General features: G+C 76.8%; 18 protein-coding genes. 11 read left to right on the top strand and 7 right to left on the bottom strand.

Annotated features, from left to right (window positions below; translation table 11 throughout):
• Window positions 1-6 precede the first annotated feature (6 nt).
• Together ACI79F_RS09630 and ACI79F_RS09635 are read right to left on the bottom strand one after the other, a co-directional pair.
• Window positions 7-453, bottom strand: a complete 447-nt coding sequence (locus tag ACI79F_RS09630; protein WP_456544348.1) for a pyridoxamine 5'-phosphate oxidase family protein — start codon at window positions 451-453, stop codon at window positions 7-9.
• Window positions 454-479: 26 nt separating this feature from the next.
• Window positions 480-1,820, bottom strand: a complete 1,341-nt coding sequence (locus ACI79F_RS09635) for a DNA polymerase IV (RefSeq protein ID WP_456544349.1) — start codon at window positions 1,818-1,820, stop codon at window positions 480-482.
• 124 nt (window positions 1,821-1,944) lie between these two features.
• Between ACI79F_RS09635 and ACI79F_RS09640 the strand changes: the two genes are divergently transcribed.
• Both ACI79F_RS09640 and ACI79F_RS09645 read left to right on the top strand, forming a co-directional pair.
• The gene (locus ACI79F_RS09640) at window positions 1,945-2,499 is read left to right on the top strand and encodes an NfeD family protein (RefSeq protein ID WP_456544350.1); all 555 of its coding nucleotides are present in this window, start codon (window positions 1,945-1,947) and stop codon (window positions 2,497-2,499) included.
• Window positions 2,496-4,046 carry a flotillin family protein gene (locus ACI79F_RS09645; protein ID WP_456544351.1) on the top strand — a complete coding sequence of 517 codons (1,551 nt, stop codon included), beginning with the start codon at window positions 2,496-2,498 and terminating at the stop codon, window positions 4,044-4,046. The genes ACI79F_RS09640 and ACI79F_RS09645 overlap by 4 nt, the downstream gene beginning before the upstream one ends.
• Window positions 4,047-4,116: 70 nt before the next feature.
• Here ACI79F_RS09645 and ACI79F_RS09650 read toward each other — a convergent pair whose 3' ends face one another.
• Complete coding sequence (locus tag ACI79F_RS09650; protein ID WP_456544352.1) at window positions 4,117-5,853, bottom strand: helicase; 1,737 nt, start codon at window positions 5,851-5,853, stop codon at window positions 4,117-4,119.
• A 71-nt stretch (window positions 5,854-5,924) separates the two neighbouring features.
• Between ACI79F_RS09650 and ACI79F_RS09655 the strand changes: the two genes are divergently transcribed.
• The 6 genes from ACI79F_RS09655 to ACI79F_RS09680 all read left to right on the top strand — a co-directional run bounded on the left by ACI79F_RS09655 (window position 5,925) and on the right by ACI79F_RS09680 (window position 10,787).
• Window positions 5,925-6,773, top strand: a complete 849-nt coding sequence (locus ACI79F_RS09655) for an alpha/beta fold hydrolase (RefSeq protein WP_456544353.1) — start codon at window positions 5,925-5,927, stop codon at window positions 6,771-6,773.
• A 76-nt stretch (window positions 6,774-6,849) separates the two neighbouring features.
• Window positions 6,850-7,707 (top strand): helix-turn-helix domain-containing protein, encoded by an 858-nt coding sequence (locus ACI79F_RS09660; RefSeq protein ID WP_456544354.1) that lies wholly within the window; start codon window positions 6,850-6,852, stop codon window positions 7,705-7,707.
• Entirely contained in the window at window positions 7,704-8,111 is a 408-nt protein-coding gene (locus tag ACI79F_RS09665; protein ID WP_456544355.1) for a VOC family protein, read from the top strand. The genes ACI79F_RS09660 and ACI79F_RS09665 overlap by 4 nt, the downstream gene beginning before the upstream one ends.
• Entirely contained in the window at window positions 8,108-8,437 is a 330-nt protein-coding gene (locus ACI79F_RS09670; protein ID WP_456544356.1) for a hypothetical protein, read from the top strand. Before ACI79F_RS09665 ends, ACI79F_RS09670 begins: the two co-directional genes overlap by 4 nt.
• Window positions 8,438-8,463: 26 nt before the next feature.
• On the top strand, window positions 8,464-10,098 hold the full coding sequence (pgm, locus tag ACI79F_RS09675; protein WP_456544357.1) for a phosphoglucomutase (alpha-D-glucose-1,6-bisphosphate-dependent): 1,635 nt from the start codon (window positions 8,464-8,466) through the stop codon (window positions 10,096-10,098).
• Between the two features lie 68 nt (window positions 10,099-10,166).
• Window positions 10,167-10,787, top strand: a complete 621-nt coding sequence (locus ACI79F_RS09680; RefSeq protein WP_456544358.1) for a hypothetical protein — start codon at window positions 10,167-10,169, stop codon at window positions 10,785-10,787.
• 11 nt (window positions 10,788-10,798) lie between these two features.
• Here ACI79F_RS09680 and ACI79F_RS09685 read toward each other — a convergent pair whose 3' ends face one another.
• Window positions 10,799-11,692 (bottom strand): diguanylate cyclase domain-containing protein, encoded by an 894-nt coding sequence (locus tag ACI79F_RS09685; RefSeq protein WP_456544359.1) that lies wholly within the window; start codon window positions 11,690-11,692, stop codon window positions 10,799-10,801.
• Window positions 11,693-11,854: 162 nt separating this feature from the next.
• Between ACI79F_RS09685 and ACI79F_RS09690 the strand changes: the two genes are divergently transcribed.
• On the top strand, window positions 11,855-12,817 hold the full coding sequence (locus tag ACI79F_RS09690) for a hydroxymethylglutaryl-CoA lyase (RefSeq protein ID WP_456544360.1): 963 nt from the start codon (window positions 11,855-11,857) through the stop codon (window positions 12,815-12,817).
• Between the two features lie 13 nt (window positions 12,818-12,830).
• A complete protein-coding gene (locus tag ACI79F_RS09695; RefSeq protein ID WP_456544361.1) occupies window positions 12,831-13,361 on the top strand; it encodes a flavin reductase family protein in 531 nt (176 codons plus the stop codon).
• Window positions 13,362-13,529: 168 nt separating this feature from the next.
• Here the strand turns inward: ACI79F_RS09695 and ACI79F_RS09700 are convergent, their stop codons facing one another.
• Window positions 13,530-15,854, bottom strand: a complete 2,325-nt coding sequence (locus ACI79F_RS09700) for a SpoIIE family protein phosphatase (protein WP_456544362.1) — start codon at window positions 15,852-15,854, stop codon at window positions 13,530-13,532.
• 149 nt (window positions 15,855-16,003) lie between these two features.
• Here ACI79F_RS09700 and ACI79F_RS09705 point away from each other — a divergent pair, with 149 nt between their 5' ends.
• Window positions 16,004-16,822, top strand: coding sequence for a hypothetical protein (locus tag ACI79F_RS09705; protein WP_456544363.1), 819 nt, complete (start codon window positions 16,004-16,006; stop codon window positions 16,820-16,822).
• On the opposite strand, the gene ACI79F_RS09710 is transcribed toward ACI79F_RS09705, so the two are convergent.
• Both ACI79F_RS09710 and ACI79F_RS09715 read right to left on the bottom strand, forming a co-directional pair.
• Window positions 16,759-17,226 (bottom strand): hypothetical protein, encoded by a 468-nt coding sequence (locus ACI79F_RS09710; RefSeq protein WP_456544364.1) that lies wholly within the window; start codon window positions 17,224-17,226, stop codon window positions 16,759-16,761. The genes ACI79F_RS09705 and ACI79F_RS09710 overlap by 64 nt on opposite strands.
• Window positions 17,219-17,581: a hypothetical protein gene (locus ACI79F_RS09715; RefSeq protein ID WP_456544365.1), complete on the bottom strand. Its 363-nt coding sequence runs from the start codon at window positions 17,579-17,581 to the stop codon at window positions 17,219-17,221. Before ACI79F_RS09715 ends, ACI79F_RS09710 begins: the two co-directional genes overlap by 8 nt.
• Window positions 17,582-17,605 lie beyond the last annotated feature (24 nt).

A 17,605-nucleotide genomic window follows, 5' to 3' on the forward strand; every position in this document is an offset into this window, starting at 1 on the left:
GGCCGGTCAGGTCCGCACGTGCTCCTCGAGGCCGCGGCCGGGGTGCCAGGCCAGGATGCGCAGCGCCGTCCGGTCGGCGGTGTGGCCGGTCCACACGACCTCGGCGAGGTCGAGCCGGAAGAGGTGCGCGCCGTCGGCCTCCCCCTCGTGCACCGCCCGCCCGGCGACCTTCCCCTCGCCCGGCCAGGCCGTGCCGCCCTCGCCGGGGTCCACGGTCGGGCTGTGCAGCGCCACCCGCGGGTCGCGCAGCAGGTCCCGGGCCTTCACCGCGCCGGTCATCGAGCCGATCCGCAGCTCGCCGTCGGCGGTGAACTCCACCTCGGTGCCGCTGATCCGCGGCCCGCCGTCGGCCCGCAGCGTCGCCATCGTCGCGTGCGGCGACGTGGCGAAGGCCGCCCGCACCAGGCCGGCCAGGTCCGGCACCTCCGCCGCCACCTCGGCCCACCGCGCCATGCGGGGCAGTGTGCGCCGCGCGGCGTTCAGGCGGGAGCCCGCCAGTCCGGCGGGTCGGCCGGGCGCAGCGCCGGGTCGTCGGCGGGGAAGGTCCGCACCGGCCCCGGCGGGGTGCGCGGCCCCTCGAACCGCACCGTGACCCGGCCGATGCCGCGCCCCCACACCCAGCCCGGGCCCAGCTCGTCGTGCCGGACGTCCTGCCCCGGCCACCAGCGCCGCTCCGCGGGCAGGTCGGGCTCGGGCTCCGCGGCGTCGGGGACGGCCGCCTCCGCGTCGTCGCCGTCGTCCGGCTCCTCGGCGAACAGGTCCCCCTGCACGTACAGCGACAGCCCCGAGACCCCCACACCGAGCAGCCGCAGCCCGCCCGCCGTGCCGGCCTCGTCCAGCAGCCGCCGGGCGATGCCGGCGATCTGCCGCGGGTCGTCGGTGGGCTGCGGCAGCGTCTGCGAGCGGGTCAGCGTCGTGAAGTCGTAGCGGCGCAGCTTGAGGGTCACCGTGCGGCCGGAGTACGCGGCCGCGCGCAGCCGGCCGCCGACGCGGGCGGCCATCGCGTCGATCTCCCGGCCGAGCACCGCCCGGTCGGTCAGGTCCCGCTCGAAGGTCTCCTCGGCCGACACGGACTTGGTCTCCCGGTCGGGGACGACGGCGCGGTCGTCCTCGGCCCGCGCCAGCTGGTACAGCCCGGTGCCGTGCGCGCGGCCGGCCAGCGCGACGAGGTCGGGCAGGGAGCGGGCGGCCAGGTCGCCGACCGTGCGGACGCCGACCGCGTGCAGCCGCTCGGCGGTCGCCGGCCCGACGCCGCCCAGCGTCGTGACCGGCAGCGGGTGCAGCACGTCCAGCTCGGTGCCGGGCGCGACGACGACCAGGCCGTCGGGCTTGTCCAGCTCCGACCCGAGCTTGGCCATGAGCTTCGAGCTGCCGATGCCCACCGAGCCGGTCACCCCGCCGGTCGCCGCCGCGATCCGCTCCTTCAGCCCGCGGGCCAGCGCGGTGACGCCGTCCACCGACAGGTCGGCGCCGGCGCCGGCCGCGAGGTCGACGTACGCCTCGTCGATCGACACCGGCTCGACCAGCGGCGACAGCTCCCGCAGCAGCGCCATCACGACGTCGGAGGTGGCCCGGTAGGCGCCGAACCGGCCGCCGAGGAACGCCGTCCCGGGCGGGCAGCGGCGGCGGGCCTCCGCGGTCGACATCGCCGACCGGGCGCCGTAGGCGCGGGCCTCGTACGAGGCGGTCGCGACGACGCCGCGCCCGCCCACCCCGCCGACGACCACGGGCCGGCCCCGCAGCGAGGGCTTGTCCCGCTGCTCGACGGCGGCGAAGAAGGCGTCGAGGTCCAGGTGGAGCACGCTGGCCTCTCGACGCACGCCCCGATCCTCCCCCAGGCCGCCGACACGCCCGGGTGAACCGGCACGGCGCCGTCCCCGAATCGGTTGGCAGGGGCCTGCTGACCTGCGATCCTGCGGCCGCACCCGCCGATCGAGGAGGACCGTGACCGCCGCCGCGACCACCTTCCTCGTCGTCGGCGGGATCGGCGTCGTCCTGCTCGTGATCTCCCTCGTCGTCGGCGAGATCGGGCACCTGGCGTTCGACGCCGACGGCGGCCCCTTCTCGCTCGAGGCGGTGGCGGCGCTGCTCGGCGGGGTCGGCTTCGGCGGTGCCGCCGCGCTCGCGCTGCTACCGGAGACGCTGGCGACCGGCGGGGCGGTGGTCATCGCCCTCCTCGTCGGGCTGGCGCTCGCCGTCCCCCTGGCCTGGGGCGCGATCCGGCTGTCCCGGGCGCTGCGCGACATGCCGACCACCGAGACCCTGACCCGCCACCACCTGGCCGGCACGCAGGGCGTCGTCGTCTCGGCCATCCCGGCCGCCGGCTTCGGCGAGGTCCGGCTGGGCCTGGCCGGCCAGAGCATCAAGTACGCCGCCCGCAGCGACGTCCCGCTGCCGGCCGGCACCCCCGTCTACGTGGTCGAGGTGCTCAGCGAGACCGCCGTCCACGTCGTCTCGACCGCGCCCGACCCCCTCCCAGAACTCGGAGAACCCGCATGACCCTGCTGCTCGCCATCGGCGGCATCGTCGTCCTCGCGATCGTGCTCGTGCTGTTCGTGCTCAGCCGGATCAAGGTGGCCGGGCCCAACCAGGCCTTCATCGTCACCGGCCGGCAGGGCCGCCAGGTGACCGGCGCGGACGGCGTGATCTCGCGCGACGCCTCGGGCCAGAAGGTCGTCATGGGGGCCAGCGTCTTCGTGCTCCCGGTCGTGCAGAAGCTGCACACGATGGACCTGTCCAGCCGGCGCATCCCGGTCGGCATCCGCGGCGCGGTGTCCAAGCAGGGCGTGAAGTGCGACCTCGAAGGCGTCGCGATCGTCAAGGTGGGCGGCAGCGAGGGCGCCATCCGCGCGGCCGCGCAGCGCTTCCTCAACCAGCAGGGCGGCATCGACACCTTCACCTCGGAGGTGCTCGCCGGCGCGCTGCGCTCGATCGTCGGCCGGCTGACGATCGAGGAGATCATCCGCGACCGCGCCGCCTTCGCCTCCGCCGTCGCCGAGGAGGCCGAGTCCTCGCTCACCGGCCAGGGCCTGGTGCTGGACACCTTCCAGCTGCAGGACATCCAGGCCGAGGGCACCTACCTGGCCGACCTCGGCCGGCCCGAGGCGGCGCGGGTGCTCAAGGAGGCCAGCATCGCCGAGGCCCGCGCCCGGCAGGCCGCGCAGCAGGAGCAGCTGCTGGCCGACGAGGCGATCGCCGTCGCGCAGCGGCAGCTGGCGCTGCGGCAGGCCGAGATCAGCGCCGAGACCGACGCGGCGAAGGCCAAGGCGGCCGCCGCCGGACCGCTCGCGCAGGCCGCGCAGGACCAGGCGATCCTCAGCGAGCAGGAGAAGGTCGCCGTCCGCACCGCGGCGCTGACCGAGCGGCAGCTGGACACCCAGGTCCGCCGCCCGGCCGACGCCGAGCGCTACCGCGTCGAGCAGGAGGCCGAGGCGCGCAAGAACGCCGCGATCCTCACCGCCGAGGCCGAGCGGCAGGCCACCATCGCCGCCGCCCAGGCCGCCGCCGAGCAGGCCAAGCTCTCCGGTGAGGGCGAGCGGGCCCGCCGGTCGGCGCTGGCCGAGGCCGAGGCGATCGAGGGCGCCAAGCGCGGCGAGGCCGAGAAGCTGCGCCGCCAGGCCATCGCCGACGCGGTCGAGCGGGAGGGCGCGGCCGAGGCCGCCGCGATCCTCGCCCGCGGGCAGGCCGAGGCCGAGGCACTGGACGTGCGGGCCGAGGCGTTCGAGAAGTACGGCGAGGCGGCGATCCTGGAGATGCTGGTCAAGGTGCTGCCGGAGGTCGTGGGCGCCGCCTCCGCGCCGCTGGCCGGCGTGGACAAGATGACCGTCATCTCCGCCGACGGCGCCAACGCGCTGAGCCGGTCCGTGGCGTCGAACGTGGCCCAGGGCCTGCAGCTGTCCGGGGACCTGACCGGCCTGGACGTCAACGCGCTGCTGCGCCGGCTGTCCGGGGCGGCGGGCGCGGCCGGCGGGAACGGCGACGGGGTCACCCGCATCCCGGTCGACGGCGGCCCCGCCTCCGACGGCAACGGCGCCACCTCGCGCTGAGGCCCGGCTCGAGCCGCACCGTCGCCCCTGGAGCCGCGGCACGTGCCGGCTCCGGGGACGGCGGTGCGGCTCAGGCGTCGGTGAGCGCGGCGCTCGGCAGCCAGTCGGCGTCCAGCAGCTCGGCGATCTCCTGCAGCGACGAGGTGTCCGCGCCGGCGGTCGAGCCGCTGACCGCCAGCCGCTCCACCATCACCCGGGCGACCTGCTCCTCGACGGTGTCCTCGGCGAAGGCCACCCGCCACGGCGAGGTCCTCCCGTCGCGGTGGGTGCGGCCGGTGACCTGGCGGGCCTGGATGCCGGAGAACCGCGGCTGGTGGAACAGCCCGACCCGCGGGGTGTCGGTGGCGGTCGCGCCCCCGGGCAGCAGCTCCCCGGCGTGCAGGCTGATCGACGCCGTCACGGTGAAGACGCACACCGGGGCGGCGCCGGTCTGGAAGCGCAGCCGCTCGGCCTCGACGTCGAACCGGTCGCGGCCGTAGATGCCGGCGACGGCGATCCCGGCGTCCAGCAGCGCCTCCCGGATCGGGTCGGCCGCCGTCTCCACGAACTCGACCGAGACGGCCACCTGCCGCTCGGCCTCGACCTGCGCTCGCACCCAGTCGACGGTCGCCGGCACCCGGATGAGCCCCGCCTTCTGGCGGAACCGGAGCAGGGCCGCGCGGCCGCGGGCGGTCTGCCGGCCCCTGCGTGCCAGCTGCATCTCGGCGCGGAACTCGTTCCACTCGGCCTCGTAGCTCGCCCGCTCGGCGGGGCTCAGCGCCACCGCGGCGCCGCCCACCGACACCGCCCCCCACGGCGCCGACCGGTGCAGCGCCGCCGGCGGGTCGCCGCCGGTCAGCCACTCCTGCAGCCGGTCGAGGTCGGCGCGGCGCTCGTCGGGGTCCTCGGTCCAGGCCCAGCCGTAGCGGCCCCGTTCCACGTGGAACCCGTGCTCGGCCAGCTTCGCCGGCAGGTCCGCCCAGGCCCGCAGCGGCTCCCCGGCCCGGGCGGCGAACTGCGGGGCCAGGTAGGGCAGCTCCAGCGGCGTGTGCGCCGGGGTGGCCGTGGCCGCGACGACGAACGGGGCGTCCTTCACGCGCGCCGCGCCGGAGACCGCCTTCCAGTGCTTCCAGCGCTGGGTGGTCGTGTGCCGGACCATGTGCGCCTCGTCGCCGATGACGACGTCGAACTGCGGCGCCGTCCTGAGCAGCGCCGCGACCTTGGCCAGCCGGTCCCAGGTGGTGACGCACCAGCGCAGCCCGCCGTCGCCGAAGCCGGCGATCGACCGGGTCCAGTGCGGGATGGTGATCGCGGCGGGGCGGTCGGCGACGACGAGCACCCGGTCGCCGCTGCGCATCTCGCAGATCTCGCGGGCGGCCATGATCGCCGTCCCGGTCTTGCCGACGCCCGGGTCGTCGCCCAGCAGGAACACCCGGTGCCCGGCCGCGGCGCTCGCCACGACCGCCTCCGCGCCGGTGCACTGCTCCTCGCGCGGCTCCAGCGACTTCACCGGCGGCAGCGCGCGGGGCTCGTCGTTCAGCTCGTCCTCGAGGAACCGCTCCAGGGTGTACGGCGCCGGGTCGTACGCGGCGAGCTCCGGCGGCAGCTGCCGGCCGACCCACACGTGCGCCTGCAGCCCGGGGTGCCACACGGCGCCCGGCGCCGGGGCGCGGAACGGGACGGCGAGCACCCACACCCGCTCCCCCGGGCCGGCGACCGGCAGGTCGGGGACCTCCGGGGCCGCGCGGCGGGCGGGCGCGCGCCGCCTGGTCGCCGTGCGGGTGGTGCCGCTCGCGCGGGTGGTGGTCCGGCGGCGCCGTCCGGGCATGTGGAGCTCCCCCTGTCGTCCGGCCGACGACGGTAGGCGGGCGGGCCGACGGGATCTGGTGGAATCGCCGGGTGACGGTCAACTCCGAGGAACGGCTGCACGCCCGCACGCTGGGCGAGGCCGGCCCGCGGGTGGTGTTCGTGCACGGGCTGTTCGGCCAGGGGAAGAACTGGACGACGATCGCCAAGGGGCTCACCGACCGGCACCGGGTCACGCTGCTCGACCTGCCCAACCACGGGCACTCGCCGTGGACCGACCGGGTCGACTACGTCGACATGGCCGCGCTGGTGGCCGCCGAGCTCGAGTCCTCCGGCGAGCCGGTGACGCTGGTCGGGCACTCGATGGGCGGCAAGGTCGCGATGCAGCTGGCGCTGCGCCGGCCGGAGCTGCTGCGGGCCCTCGTCGTCGTCGACGTCGCCCCGGTCGCCTACCCCGAGACCGGCGGCCGGACCGACGACCCGGACGAGGAGGCCTCCCCCTTCGCGGCGTTCATCGCCGCCATGAAGGCGCTCGACCTCGACCGGCTGAAGACGCGGGACGAGGCGGACGCCGCGCTGCGGGAGGCGGTACCCAGCCGGATGGTGCGCTCCTTCCTGCTGCAGTCGCTCGTGCGGGAGGGTCTGGGTGCCGACGGCGGCTGGCGCTGGCGGCTCAACCTCGACCTGCTCGGCCGCGACCTCGGCGAGCTGCGCGGCTTCCCCGACCCGCCGCCGGGCGCGACCTTCGACGGGCCGGTGCTGTGGGTGGCGGGCGCGACCAGTCACTACGTGCTGCCCGAGGACCGGCCGCGGATGGACGAGCTCTTCCCGCACACCCGGCTGGTCCGGATCAAGGGCGCCGGGCACTGGGTGCACTCCGAGCAGCCCGAGGTCTTCCTGGAGACCCTGCGCCGCTTCCTCGACGTGGTCGAGCAACGGTAGGGCCTGGACGCCGTCGAGGCCTGAGCTGCCCGGCCGGGGGCTGGAGGCGTGGCCCGGCCGCTGCCATCCTGGGGCGGTGACCAGCGAGTTCGTCGTGCACCGGCCGGCGGGGCCGCTGAGCGGGCTGGTCGCCGGCGCGGTCGGCTACCGGCAGGAGGGGCTCGACCCCGGCGTCCACCGCGGGCTGCCCTCGCCGTTCCTCACCCTGGTGCTGCCGGTGGACGCACCGCTGGTGGTGATGGCGCATGCCGACCCGGCGCAGCGCCCCGGGGCCTTCGACAGCATCCTGGGCGGCCTGCACACCCGTCCCGCGCTGCTCGCCCACCCCGGGCGCCAGGAGGGGATCCAGCTGGCGCTCGCCCCGATGGGCGTGCGCGCGCTGCTCGGCGTGCCGGCGTCGGCCCTGGTGTCGGTGGACGTGGGGGTGGAGGACGTCCTCGGGGCCCGGCTGACCGGCGAGATGCTGGAGCGGGTCCGGTCGGCGCGCGGCTGGGCCGCGCGGTTCGCCGCGGTGGAGGACGTGCTCCTGCGTGCGGCTCGCGGGACCGGCGGGCCGCCGGCCGAGGTCGCCGAGGCGTGGCGGCTGACGACGGTCTCCGGCGGGCGGCTGCGGGTGGCCGAGCTCGCGCGGCGGGTCGGCTGGTCCGAGCGGCACCTCACCGCCCGGTTCCGCGCCGAGACCGGCCTGGGCCCGAAGGAGGCGGCGCGGGTGGTCCGGTTCGACCGCGCCCGGCGCACCCTGGCCGCCCGCGTCGCGGCCGGGGGTCCTCCGGACCTCGCCGGGCTGGCCGCCGCGGCCGGCTACGCCGACCAGTCGCACCTGACCCGGGACTGGCGGGCGTTCACCGGGCTCTCCCCGCTGCGCTGGCTCGACGCGGAGTTCGGATTCGTCCAAGACGGCGGGGTCGTGCTCGCGGCAGGGTCGGCGGCATGACGAACCCGCAGAACGCCCCGGCCCCCACCGTCTGGCCCGCCTTCCGCGCCACCGACGCCCCCGCCCTGATCCGCTGGCTGGTCGACGTCCTCGGCTTCACCGAGACCCTCGTCGTCCGCGACGGCGATCTCGTGGTGCACGCCGAGCTCGCCTGGCCGCCCGGCGGCGGCGTGATGCTCGGCTCGGCCCGCGACGACGGCGGCTGGGCGGTCAAGCCGGGCGCCACCGGCGCCTACCTGGTCACCGACGACGTCGAGGCCGTCTGGGCGCGGGTGCAGGCCGCCGGCGCCGACGTCCTCCGGCCGCTGGAGTCCCCGCCGTACGGCGGCCTCGAGTTCTCCGTCCGCGACCCCGAGGGCAACAGCTGGAGCGTGGGCAGCTACCGCGGGGCGCCGCGCTCGTGACGCCCGACGACGTCCGCGGGCTCGCCCTCGCCCTGCCCGAGGTGACCGAGGGCGACCACCACGGCCGCACCGCCTACCGGCTCGGCACGAAGGTGCTCGCCACCCAGTGGAGCGACGTCCAGCTCAACGTGCTGCTGGACGAGTCCACCGCGCGGGCGGTCGAGGGCGGGCCGTGCGGCCTGCTGTGGTGGGGGAAGGCGCTGTCCGGCGTCCGGGTGGACCTGCCCGCCGCCGCGCCGGACCTGGTGGCCGAGTTGCTCGAGGAGGCCTGGGCCCGCCGCGCCCCGGCCCGCCTGCTGCGGGAGCGGGGGCCGGGTCGCCGCTGACCCGGCAGGGGCGCGAGGATCGGCCCATGAGCGACGTCCGTGCCGGTCAGCCCGCCCAGCCCAGCGACCTGGTGGACGTCGCGTCCCTGGTCACCGCCTACTTCACGCTCGAGCCGGACCCGGCCGACCCGGCGCAGCAGGTGGCGTTCGGGACGTCGGGCCACCGCGGCTCGGCGTTCGACGCGGCGTTCAACGAGGCGCACATCCTCGCCACCACCCAGGCGATCTGCGAGTACCGCGCCGCGCAGGGCGTCGACGGCCCGCTGTTCCTCGGCCGCGACACCCACGCGCTGAGCGAGCCGGCCTGGGCCAGCGCGCTGGAGGTGCTGGCCGCCAACGACGTCACCGTGCTCGTCGACGCCGCCGACCGGTACACGCCCACCCCGGCGGTCAGCCACGCGATCCTGCGCGCCAACCGCGGACGCACGAGCGGCCTCGCCGACGGCATCGTCGTCACCCCGTCGCACAACCCGCCGCGCGACGGCGGGTTCAAGTACAACCCGCCGCACGGCGGGCCGGCCGACACCGACGCCACGAAGGCGATCGCCGACCGCGCCAACGAGCTGTTGCGGGCCGGCCTCGACGGCGTGCGGCGCGTGCCGTTCGCCCGGGCCCGCGCCGCAGCGCAGGCGTACGACTTCGTCGGCACCTACGTCGACGACCTGCCGCAGGTGCTGGACCTCGACGCCGTCCGCGACGCCGGCGTGCGCATCGGCGCCGACCCGCTCGGCGGGGCGTCGGTCGACTACTGGGCCGCGATCGCCGAGCGGCACCGGCTCGACCTCACCGTGGTCAACCCGCTGGTCGACCCCACGTGGCGGTTCATGACCCTGGACTGGGACGGCAGGATCCGGATGGACTGCTCGTCGCCGTCGGCCATGGCCTCGCTCATCGGCAAGCGCGCCGACTACGCCATCGCGACCGGCAACGACGCCGACGCCGACCGGCACGGCATCGTCACCCCCGACGGCGGGCTGCTGAACCCCAACCACTTCCTCGCCGTCGCGATCTCGTACCTGTTCGCGCACCGCGACGGCTGGGGGGCCGACGTCGCCGTCGGCAAGACCCTGGTGTCCTCGTCGCTCATCGACCGGGTGGTCGCGGGCCTCGGCCGGCGGCTGGTCGAGGTGCCGGTCGGGTTCAAGTGGTTCGTGCCGGGGCTGCTCGACGGGTCGGTCGGGTTCGGCGGCGAGGAGTCGGCCGGCGCCTCGTTCCTGCGCCGCGACGGCGGGGTGTGGACGACGGACAAGGACGGCATCCTGCTGGCGCTGCTGGCGAGCGAGATCCAGGCGGTGACCGGCCGGTCGCCGTCCCAGCTGCACGGCGAGCTCACCGCGCGGTACGGCGAGTCGGCCTACGCGCGGGTGGACGCCCCGGCGACCCGCGAGCAGAAGGCGGCGCTGGGGCGGCTGTCCCCCGAGGACGTCCGGGCCTCCGAGCTGGCCGGCGAGCCGATCACCGCGAAGCTGACCCGCGCGCCGGGCAACGACGCCGCGATCGGCGGGCTCAAGGTGGTCACCGAGAACGCCTGGTTCGCCGCCCGCCCCTCCGGCACCGAGGACGTCTACAAGGTCTACGCCGAGTCCTTCCACGGCCCCGAGCACCTGGCCCGGGTGCAGCAGGAGGCCCGCGAGGTGGTCACCGCGGCGCTGGGCGGCTGACCCCGGCGGGGGACTCGCCGCGCCCGCTCCGGGACAGGAGGGCCGCCGCGCCCGCAGACTCGTCGGCGATGAGCACGCACGGTCACTGGTCGCAGGAGCCCGGGTACGAGGGGCCGCCCGCCTACGGTCCCCCGCCGGGTCCGCCCGCCGTCCCCCCGTACGGGTACGGGCAGCCGCCCTACGGTCCGCCGGCGCCGTACCCGCCGGCGCCGTACCCGCCGTCGCCGTACCCGCCGGGGTACGGCCCGGCCTGGCCCGGCGCGGCGCCGCCGACCTGGCCGCACGGCCCCGGCCGGCCGGGGGTCGCCACCGCGGCGGCCGTGCTGGGCTTCGTCACCGGCGGGCTCACGCTGCTCGGCTCGCTCGGCTTCCTGATCGCCGTGCTCACCGGGGAGGACGACGCCGCGACGGTCGTGCTCGTCCTCGGCCTGCCGTGCGCCGCCGGGATGATCGCCGGCGCCGTGCGGCTGCTGGCCCGCCGCTCCCCGACCCTGCTGTTCGGCTCGGCGCTGGCCGCGGTCGCCGTCCTGCTCGTCGCGCTGCTCGTGGGCGCGGGGAGCTTCGACGACGACGCCGTCGTCGGCATCGCCTCCTTCGTGCTGCTGGCCGGCGCGCTGCCGGTGCTCACCGCCGTCTTCGCCCGGCTGCCGGCCACCCTCGGCTGGGTCGGGAGCGCCCCGCCCTCCTGACGGGCGTCCGCTCAGCGGGTCCGGTGCTTGTCGGCGTACATCGCGTCGTCGGCGCTGCGGACCACCCGCTCGCAGGCCTCGTCCGGGTCGGCCCCGGGCTCGGCGACGCCGATCCCGACGCTCATGCCCAGCGGGATGCGGGTGCCCTCGATGTCCAGCGGTTCGAGGACGGTCGTGCGCAGCCGGTCGGCGAGCACCTCGGCCTCGGGCGGCTCGGTGTTCTCGCAGACGATGCTGAACTCGTCGCCGCCCAGCCGGGCGGCGGTGTCGCTGGCCCGCAGCACCGAGGTCAGCCGCTCGGCGAACGCCACCAGGACGGCGTCGCCCATCGGGTGGCCGTACTCGTCGTTGACCGCCTTGAAGCCGTCGAGGTCGACGATCAGCACGCAGGTCGGCGTCCGCTCCCGGTGCCCGCGCTCGAGGGCGTGCCGCAGCCGGTCGCCGAACAGGATCCGGTTCGGCAGGCCGGTCAGCGGGTCGTGCAGCGAGCGGTGCACCAGCTGGGCCTCGAGCGCCTTGCGGTCGGTGATGTCCTCGACGACGACGACCAGGTGCGTGGGCTCCTCCGCCGCCATCGCCGACGCGGTCATCTGCACCGGGACGGCGCTGCCGTCGGCGTGCAGCAGCCGGGTCTCCAGCCGGGAGGTGGTCTCGGGCCGCAGCTGCAGGGAGGCGCAGGCCTCGCGGGCCGCCGGCCGCTCGGCGGGCTCGGTCAGGTCGAACAGCGAGGCGCCGGTCAGCTGGCCCGCCGGCCGGCCGACCAGCCGCTCCAGCGCCGGGTTGACCGCGAGGAACTCACCGTCGGTCCCGCAGACGGCCATGCCCAGCGGAGCGTGCGCGAACGCGGCGCCGACCACGACCGGGCGCGCCTCAACCACCGCTCCCCCGTTCGCCGACTCGGCCACGTCCCACCTCCTCAGCGAGCATCCTGGTCGCCCCCTGTGACGGTTCGGCCCGTCCGATCTCCCGTCATGCCCCGATCCGTTCCACGTGGAACGTGGTGTTGGTCGTTCCCCGGGAGGGAGGACGATGGCGACGAGCGCGAGCGGACGAGCAGAGGAGAGACCGTGCACCTCGACGACAGGGACCCCTTCGACCTGGTCCTCCCGCCCGCCGTCGACATCCGCGAGGTCGGCATGCGCGACGGGCTCCAGCTGGAGGCGCCCGTTCCGCTGGCGGGCAAGCTCGCGATGCTGGAGGCCCTCGTCGCCACCGGGGTGCGCCGCATCGAGGCGACGTCGTTCGTGTCGCCCCGGGCCGTGCCGGCGCTGGCCGACGCGGACCAGGTGGCCGCGGAGCTCGGCCGCTGGAGCGGCGTGGCGTTCTCCGCGCTCGTGGCCAACGCCCGCGGGGCGGTGCGGGCGGTGGACGCCGGCGTCCCCGACCTGGAGTACGTCGTCTCCGCCTCCGACGGGCACAGCCGGGCCAACGCCGGGCGCGGGACCGCCGAGGCGGTCGGGGCGGTCGGGGAGATCGCTGGGCTGTCCCACCGCGCCGGTGGCACCCTCGAGGTGATCATCGCGACCGCCTGGGACTGCCCGTTCGACGGCCGCACCCCGATCGCCCGCACCGTGGACGTCGCCCGCGCCGCGGTCACCGCCGGCGCCGACCGGCTGTGCCTGGGCGACACCATCGGGACGACCACGCCGATGCGGGTGGTCCGGCTGCTCGACGCCGTCCGGCGGGTGTGCCCGGGCGTGCCGGTCGGCGTGCACTTCCACGACACCCGGGGCACCGGCCAGGCCAACGCGCTGGCCGCGATCCAGGCCGGGGTGACCCAGCTCGACTCCTCCGTGGGCGGGCTGGGCGGCTGCCCGTTCGCCCCCGGGGCCAGCGGCAACATCGCCACCGAGGAGCTCGTGTACATGCTCGAGGAGTCCGGCGTGCACACCGGGCTGGACCTCGACGCCGTCCTCGCCGCCGCAGCCGTCACCGAGCGGGCGGTCGGCCACGACCTGCCGAGCTCGCTGTACCGGGCCGGCGGGCGGTCCGTGCCGAGGGTCACGGAGCAGGCGGCCGCCGGGTCGTGATGGACTCGATGCCGTGAGCGCCGCCCTCCCCTCCCCCGGGGGTCCCGTCGAGGCGGTGGAGCCCGGGCTCATGCGCGAGGTGATGGGCCACTTCGCCTCCGGCGTCACCGTGGTCACCGCCGCGACCGGGGCCGGTCCGCTCGGGTTCACCTGCCAGTCCTTCAGCTCGCTGTCGCTGGACCCGCCGCTGATCGTCTTCGCGCCGGCCCGCTCCTCGCGGACGTGGCCGCGGCTGCGCGAGCTGGGCCGGTTCTGCGTGAACGTGCTGGCCGAGGACCAGACCGCGCTGTCGGCCCGGTTCGCGGGCTCCGCGGCCGACCGGTTCGCCGGCGTGCCCTGGCGGCCCAGCCCGCAGGGCCAGCCGGTGCTGGACGGCGTCGTCGCCTGGATCGACTGCGCGCTGTGGGCCGAGTACGACGGCGGGGACCACACGCTGGTCGCCGGGCGGGTGCTGGACCTCGGCGCCGACGCGGCCCGGCGGCCGCTGCTGTTCCACCGCGGCGGCTACGGGCTGCTCGACGGCGGTCCCGGCTCCGACGGCTGACCGGCGGCCCCGCCCCGGCGCTGAGCGAACGCTGGGCGAGTGTGCGCGTGTCCACGTCCTGCGGGCGCGGTGACGTGGAGGAGCGCACAACGGGCGCCGGCGTCGGCCCCTGAGCGGCCGGTGGGCCCGGGGCGGGGACGACGCCCGTGAGGGCGCGCCCGTCGCGTCTCAGCCGAGCCGGACGGCGAGCACCGCGACGTCGTCCCCGCCGTGCAGGCGGCCGGCGACGGCCGCGTCGCACAGGGCCCCCGGGTCGGCGCCGGGCGGGGTCCCCTCGATCCGGGCGACCAGTTCGGCGATGCCCAGGTCCAGGTCGACGCCCGGACGCTCGATCAGCCCGTCGGTGTAGGCGAGCAGGGTCGAGCCCGGGTCGACGTCGAGCACCGTGGTGGGGCGCCGCGCCCCCTCGTCCACCCCGACCAGCAGCCCCCGGACCTCCGAGAGGGTGCGCACCCCGCCGCCGGGCTCGCGCAGCAGCAGCGGCGGGTGCCCCGCGTCGGCGACGTGCACCCGCCAGGGCCCGCCCGGCTCGGCCGGCGGAACGGCGCGGGCGTAGGCCATCGTGGCCATGGAGGCGACCCGCAGCCCCTGGACCAGCCGGTCGACCCGCCCGAGGACGACGCCCGGGTCGGGGTCGGGGGCGTCCCAGACGCAGGCGCGGATGAGCCCGCGCAGGTGCCCCATGGCCGCCGCCGCGGCGATGTCGTGCCCCACGACGTCACCGATGACCAGCCCGACCGACCGGTCGGGCAGCTGCAGCAGGTCGTAGAAGTCCCCGCCGACGTCGGCGGCGGTGGAGGCGCTGACGTAGTGGGCGGCCGCGGTGAGGCCGGCGATCTCCGGCAGCTCGGGCAGCAGCGAGCGCTGCAGCGTGTCGGCCACCGCGTGCTCCTGCTGGTAGAGGCGCACGTTGTCCATCGCCAGGGCGGCGCGGCGGGCGAGGTCCTCGGCGAGGTCGACGTCCGACGGGGTGAACGTGCGGTCCTCGTCGGCCAGCACCAGCGCCATGGCACCGCGCGTGCGGCGGCGGGCGACCATCGGCACCGTCAGCACCGAGTGGCCGCCGAGCGCGTCGAACGCGCGGCGGGCGGCGTCGGAGGCGAACGCACCCTCCAGCCGCGCGCGGTCGTGGTCGATCAGCGTCGGGCGGCCGCTGCGCATGCTCTGCCGGCTCGGCGAGCCCGGCGGCAGGTGCAGGGCGTGCACGGTGCTGAGCGTGCGCAGCTCCGGCTCCCGGCCGTCGCGGTGCCGGTAGGCGGTCTCGACGACGTCCCCGTGCTCGTCGACGAGGGTGAGGAACACCCAGTCGGCGAGCAGCGGCACGCACAGCCCGGCCAGCCGGTCGAGCAGGTCGGACATGTCCAGCGTGGCGATCAGTGTGCTGGTCGCCTCGGCCATCAGCGCCAGCCGGTTGGTGGCCTGCTCGGCCTGGCTGCGCGCCCCCTCGGCGTCGGCGCGGGCCTGCTCGGCGGTGGCGCGGGCGAGCTCGGCCTCGCGACGGGCGGTCTGCTCGGCGGCGAAGGCGGTCTCCCGCTCGTGCTCGACGCGGACCCGCTCGGTCACGTCGGTCTGCACCCCGACGAAGCTCACCAGCTCGCCCTCGCCGTCGAAGACCGGGCTGATGGACAGCTGGTTCCAGAAGGCGGTGCCGTCCTTGCGGTGGTTGAGCAGCGTCGTGGTCACCGCCCGCCGCTCGGCGAGCGCCTCCCGGATGTCCTGGACGGCGGCCGGGTCGGTGGCCGGGCCCTGCAGGAACCGGCAGTTGCGGCCCACTGCCTCGTCGTACCCGTAGCCGGTGATCCGCGTGAACGAGGGGTTGACCCAGATGAGCGGGTCCTCCTCCTGGCGGGGGTCGCTGATGGTGAACGCGATGTCGGTGGCGATGACCGCCCGGTCGCGCAGGGCCTGCAGCGCGGCGTCGGGGTCCGCGGTGCCGTCCGGGGTCTCCACCTCGAGGAACACGACGAGGGAGAGCTGGTGGCCGTCGCTGCCCGCGTGCGACAGCGGGAAGCCGGTGACCCACAGCAGCCGGTCGCGGGTGCCGTCGTCGGCCGCCGCGCGCGCCGTCTCGGTGCTGCGGCCCGGCACCAGCCGCACCGCCTCGCCGGTCACCGGCTGCCCCTGCGCCACGAGGGACAGCGGCCCGCTGGTGGACGCCAGCGGCGCGCCGCCCAGGTCGGTCAGGCCGGCGGCCGCGCCCCACGCGTCGATCCCCACGGGCAGGTGCACGTTGCCGGCCAGCTCCACGGCGGCCGGGTTGGCGAAGGTGACCGTGCTCGCCTGCCGGTCGATCAGCAGGACGGCGACCGGGGCGTCGGCCAGCACCCCCGGCAGGGTGGTCGCGGCGCTCCCCGACTCGGAGACGACGGCGCTCGCGCTGGCCACGACGCCCGCCTGGGACCCGGCCTGGGACCCGGCCTGCGACCCCGCGGCGGTGCCTGCCACCTGGGTCATGACGTCCGCGACCCGGAGGTCGTCGTCGGCGGGCGGCACCACCTGAGCGTAAACGATCGTGCGCGACCGACACCACGACCGCACGCCTGACCAGCGGGGACCCGGTGCGAGGTGTGGGCCGCCGGCGAGCGGGCACCCAGCACGGGGTCGGTCCGTCCGACGACCGCGCCGTCCGGGAGGGGATCACCATGGGACTGCTCGACCGCCTCTTCGGCCGCTCGCGCCGGCACGACGACCGGTACGGCGATCGCTACGACGACCGCTACGACGGCGGGTACGACGGGTACCGGCAGCCGTCCCCGCCGCCGGCCGCGGGCGGCGGCCGGCAGCTCACCGACCAGCAGGCCGTCGAGCGCTACCGGTACCTGCTGCGCACCGCGCCGCCGGACCAGATCGAGGAGGCGCACGCGGAGGCGTTCGCCCAGCTCACCCCGGACCAGCGGCAGCAGGTGCTCGTGCAGCTGGCCGCGGCGGTCCCCTCGGGCGAGCGGCCCCGCTCCGACGACCCGCGGACGCTGGCCCGCGCGGCCACCCGGGCCGAGCTGCGCCAGCCGGGCACGCTGGAGCGCGCCTTCGGACCCGGCGCCGGTGGCGGCTACGGGCCCGGCGGCTACGGGCCCGGCTACGGCGGTCCCGGCTACGGCCCCGGCTACGGCCCGGGGTACGGCCGGGGCTTCGGCGGCGGCTTCGGGATGGGCGGCATCGGCGCCGGGATCGGCGCCACCATGCTCGGCACCATCGGCGGCCTCGTCGTGGGCACCGCGGTCGCCGACGCGCTGTTCGACACGGGCCTCGGCGACGGCGGCCTGTTCGGCGGCGGCGACGAGGAGGCCTACGCCGAGGGCTACCAGGACGGCGCCGGAGCGGACGGCGGCGACGGCGGCGACGGCGGTGACTACGCCGCGGACGGCGGGGACTACGGCGGGGGCGACTTCGGCGGCGGCTACGACGGCGGCGGGTTCGACGGCGGGGGCTTCGACGGCGACTTCGGCGGCGGCGACTTCTGAGCCTGCGCCCGCAGGTACAGCAGGCCCAGCACCGGCAGCACCAGCGGCACGTAGCCGTAGCCCTGCCCGAAGCCCGACCACACCGTCTCGTCCGGGAACGCGGCCCGGTCGGCCAGCGACAGGACGCCGACCACCAGCACCCCGGCCAGCTCGACCGCGCACGCGACGAGGGCGGTGCGCCACCCGCCGCGGCCGCCGCGCAGCAGCCCGACCGCCGCGGCGACGTAGACCAGCGCCGCCAGCGCCGACAGCAGGTAGGCCAGGGGCGCCTCGGCGAAGCGCGTCGCCAGCTGGACGGCGGCCCGCGACCCGGCCGCCAGCGCGAACACGGCGTAGAGGGCGACCAGGACGCGGCCCAGCCCGGTCGCCGGCGGGGCGGTCCCCGCCCGGTCCGCGTCAGCCACCGCCGGCCTCCCACAGCTGCAGCAGCCGCCAGACCATGACCGCCACCGCGGCGGCCGGCACCGCGAGGACCGTCCCCGCCCACCGGCTGGTCTCCGTCCGCGCGAACAGGACGCCGGCGACCGGCAGCAGCAGGACCCCGGCCAGGTAGCCCAGGAACGTCGCCGTCTCGGGCAGGTCGGCGCCGGCCAGCCGGACGCCGGCCAGCACCGCCTGGAGGACGAGCAGCGCCTCGAGGACGCCGGCCAGCGCCAGGTGCAGCAGGCCGATCCGGCGCCGGGTGAGGGTGGAGGCCAGGCCGGCGAGCGCGAGCAGGACGGCGGCCGCGGTGACGGCCACGACCAGCGACGTCGTCACCGGGCCGCTCCGCTGCGCACGACG

It is taken from the genome of Blastococcus sp. SYSU D00868, assembly GCF_054050575.1.

Excerpts from the sequence above, each read along its gene's own strand:
- ACI79F_RS09630 (WP_456544348.1), bottom strand. The coding sequence starts at position 453 with ATGGCGCGGTGGGCCGAGGTGGCGGCGGAGGTGCCGGACCTGGCCGGC.
- ACI79F_RS09645 (WP_456544351.1), top strand. The coding sequence starts at position 2,496 with ATGACCCTGCTGCTCGCCATCGGCGGCATCGTCGTCCTCGCGATCGTG.
- ACI79F_RS09650 (WP_456544352.1), bottom strand. The coding sequence starts at position 5,853 with ATGCCCGGACGGCGCCGCCGGACCACCACCCGCGCGAGCGGCACCACC.
- ACI79F_RS09665 (WP_456544355.1), top strand. The coding sequence starts at position 7,704 with ATGACGAACCCGCAGAACGCCCCGGCCCCCACCGTCTGGCCCGCCTTC.
- pgm (WP_456544357.1), top strand. The coding sequence starts at position 8,464 with ATGAGCGACGTCCGTGCCGGTCAGCCCGCCCAGCCCAGCGACCTGGTG.
- ACI79F_RS09680 (WP_456544358.1), top strand. The coding sequence starts at position 10,167 with ATGAGCACGCACGGTCACTGGTCGCAGGAGCCCGGGTACGAGGGGCCG.
- ACI79F_RS09705 (WP_456544363.1), top strand. The coding sequence starts at position 16,004 with ATGGGACTGCTCGACCGCCTCTTCGGCCGCTCGCGCCGGCACGACGAC.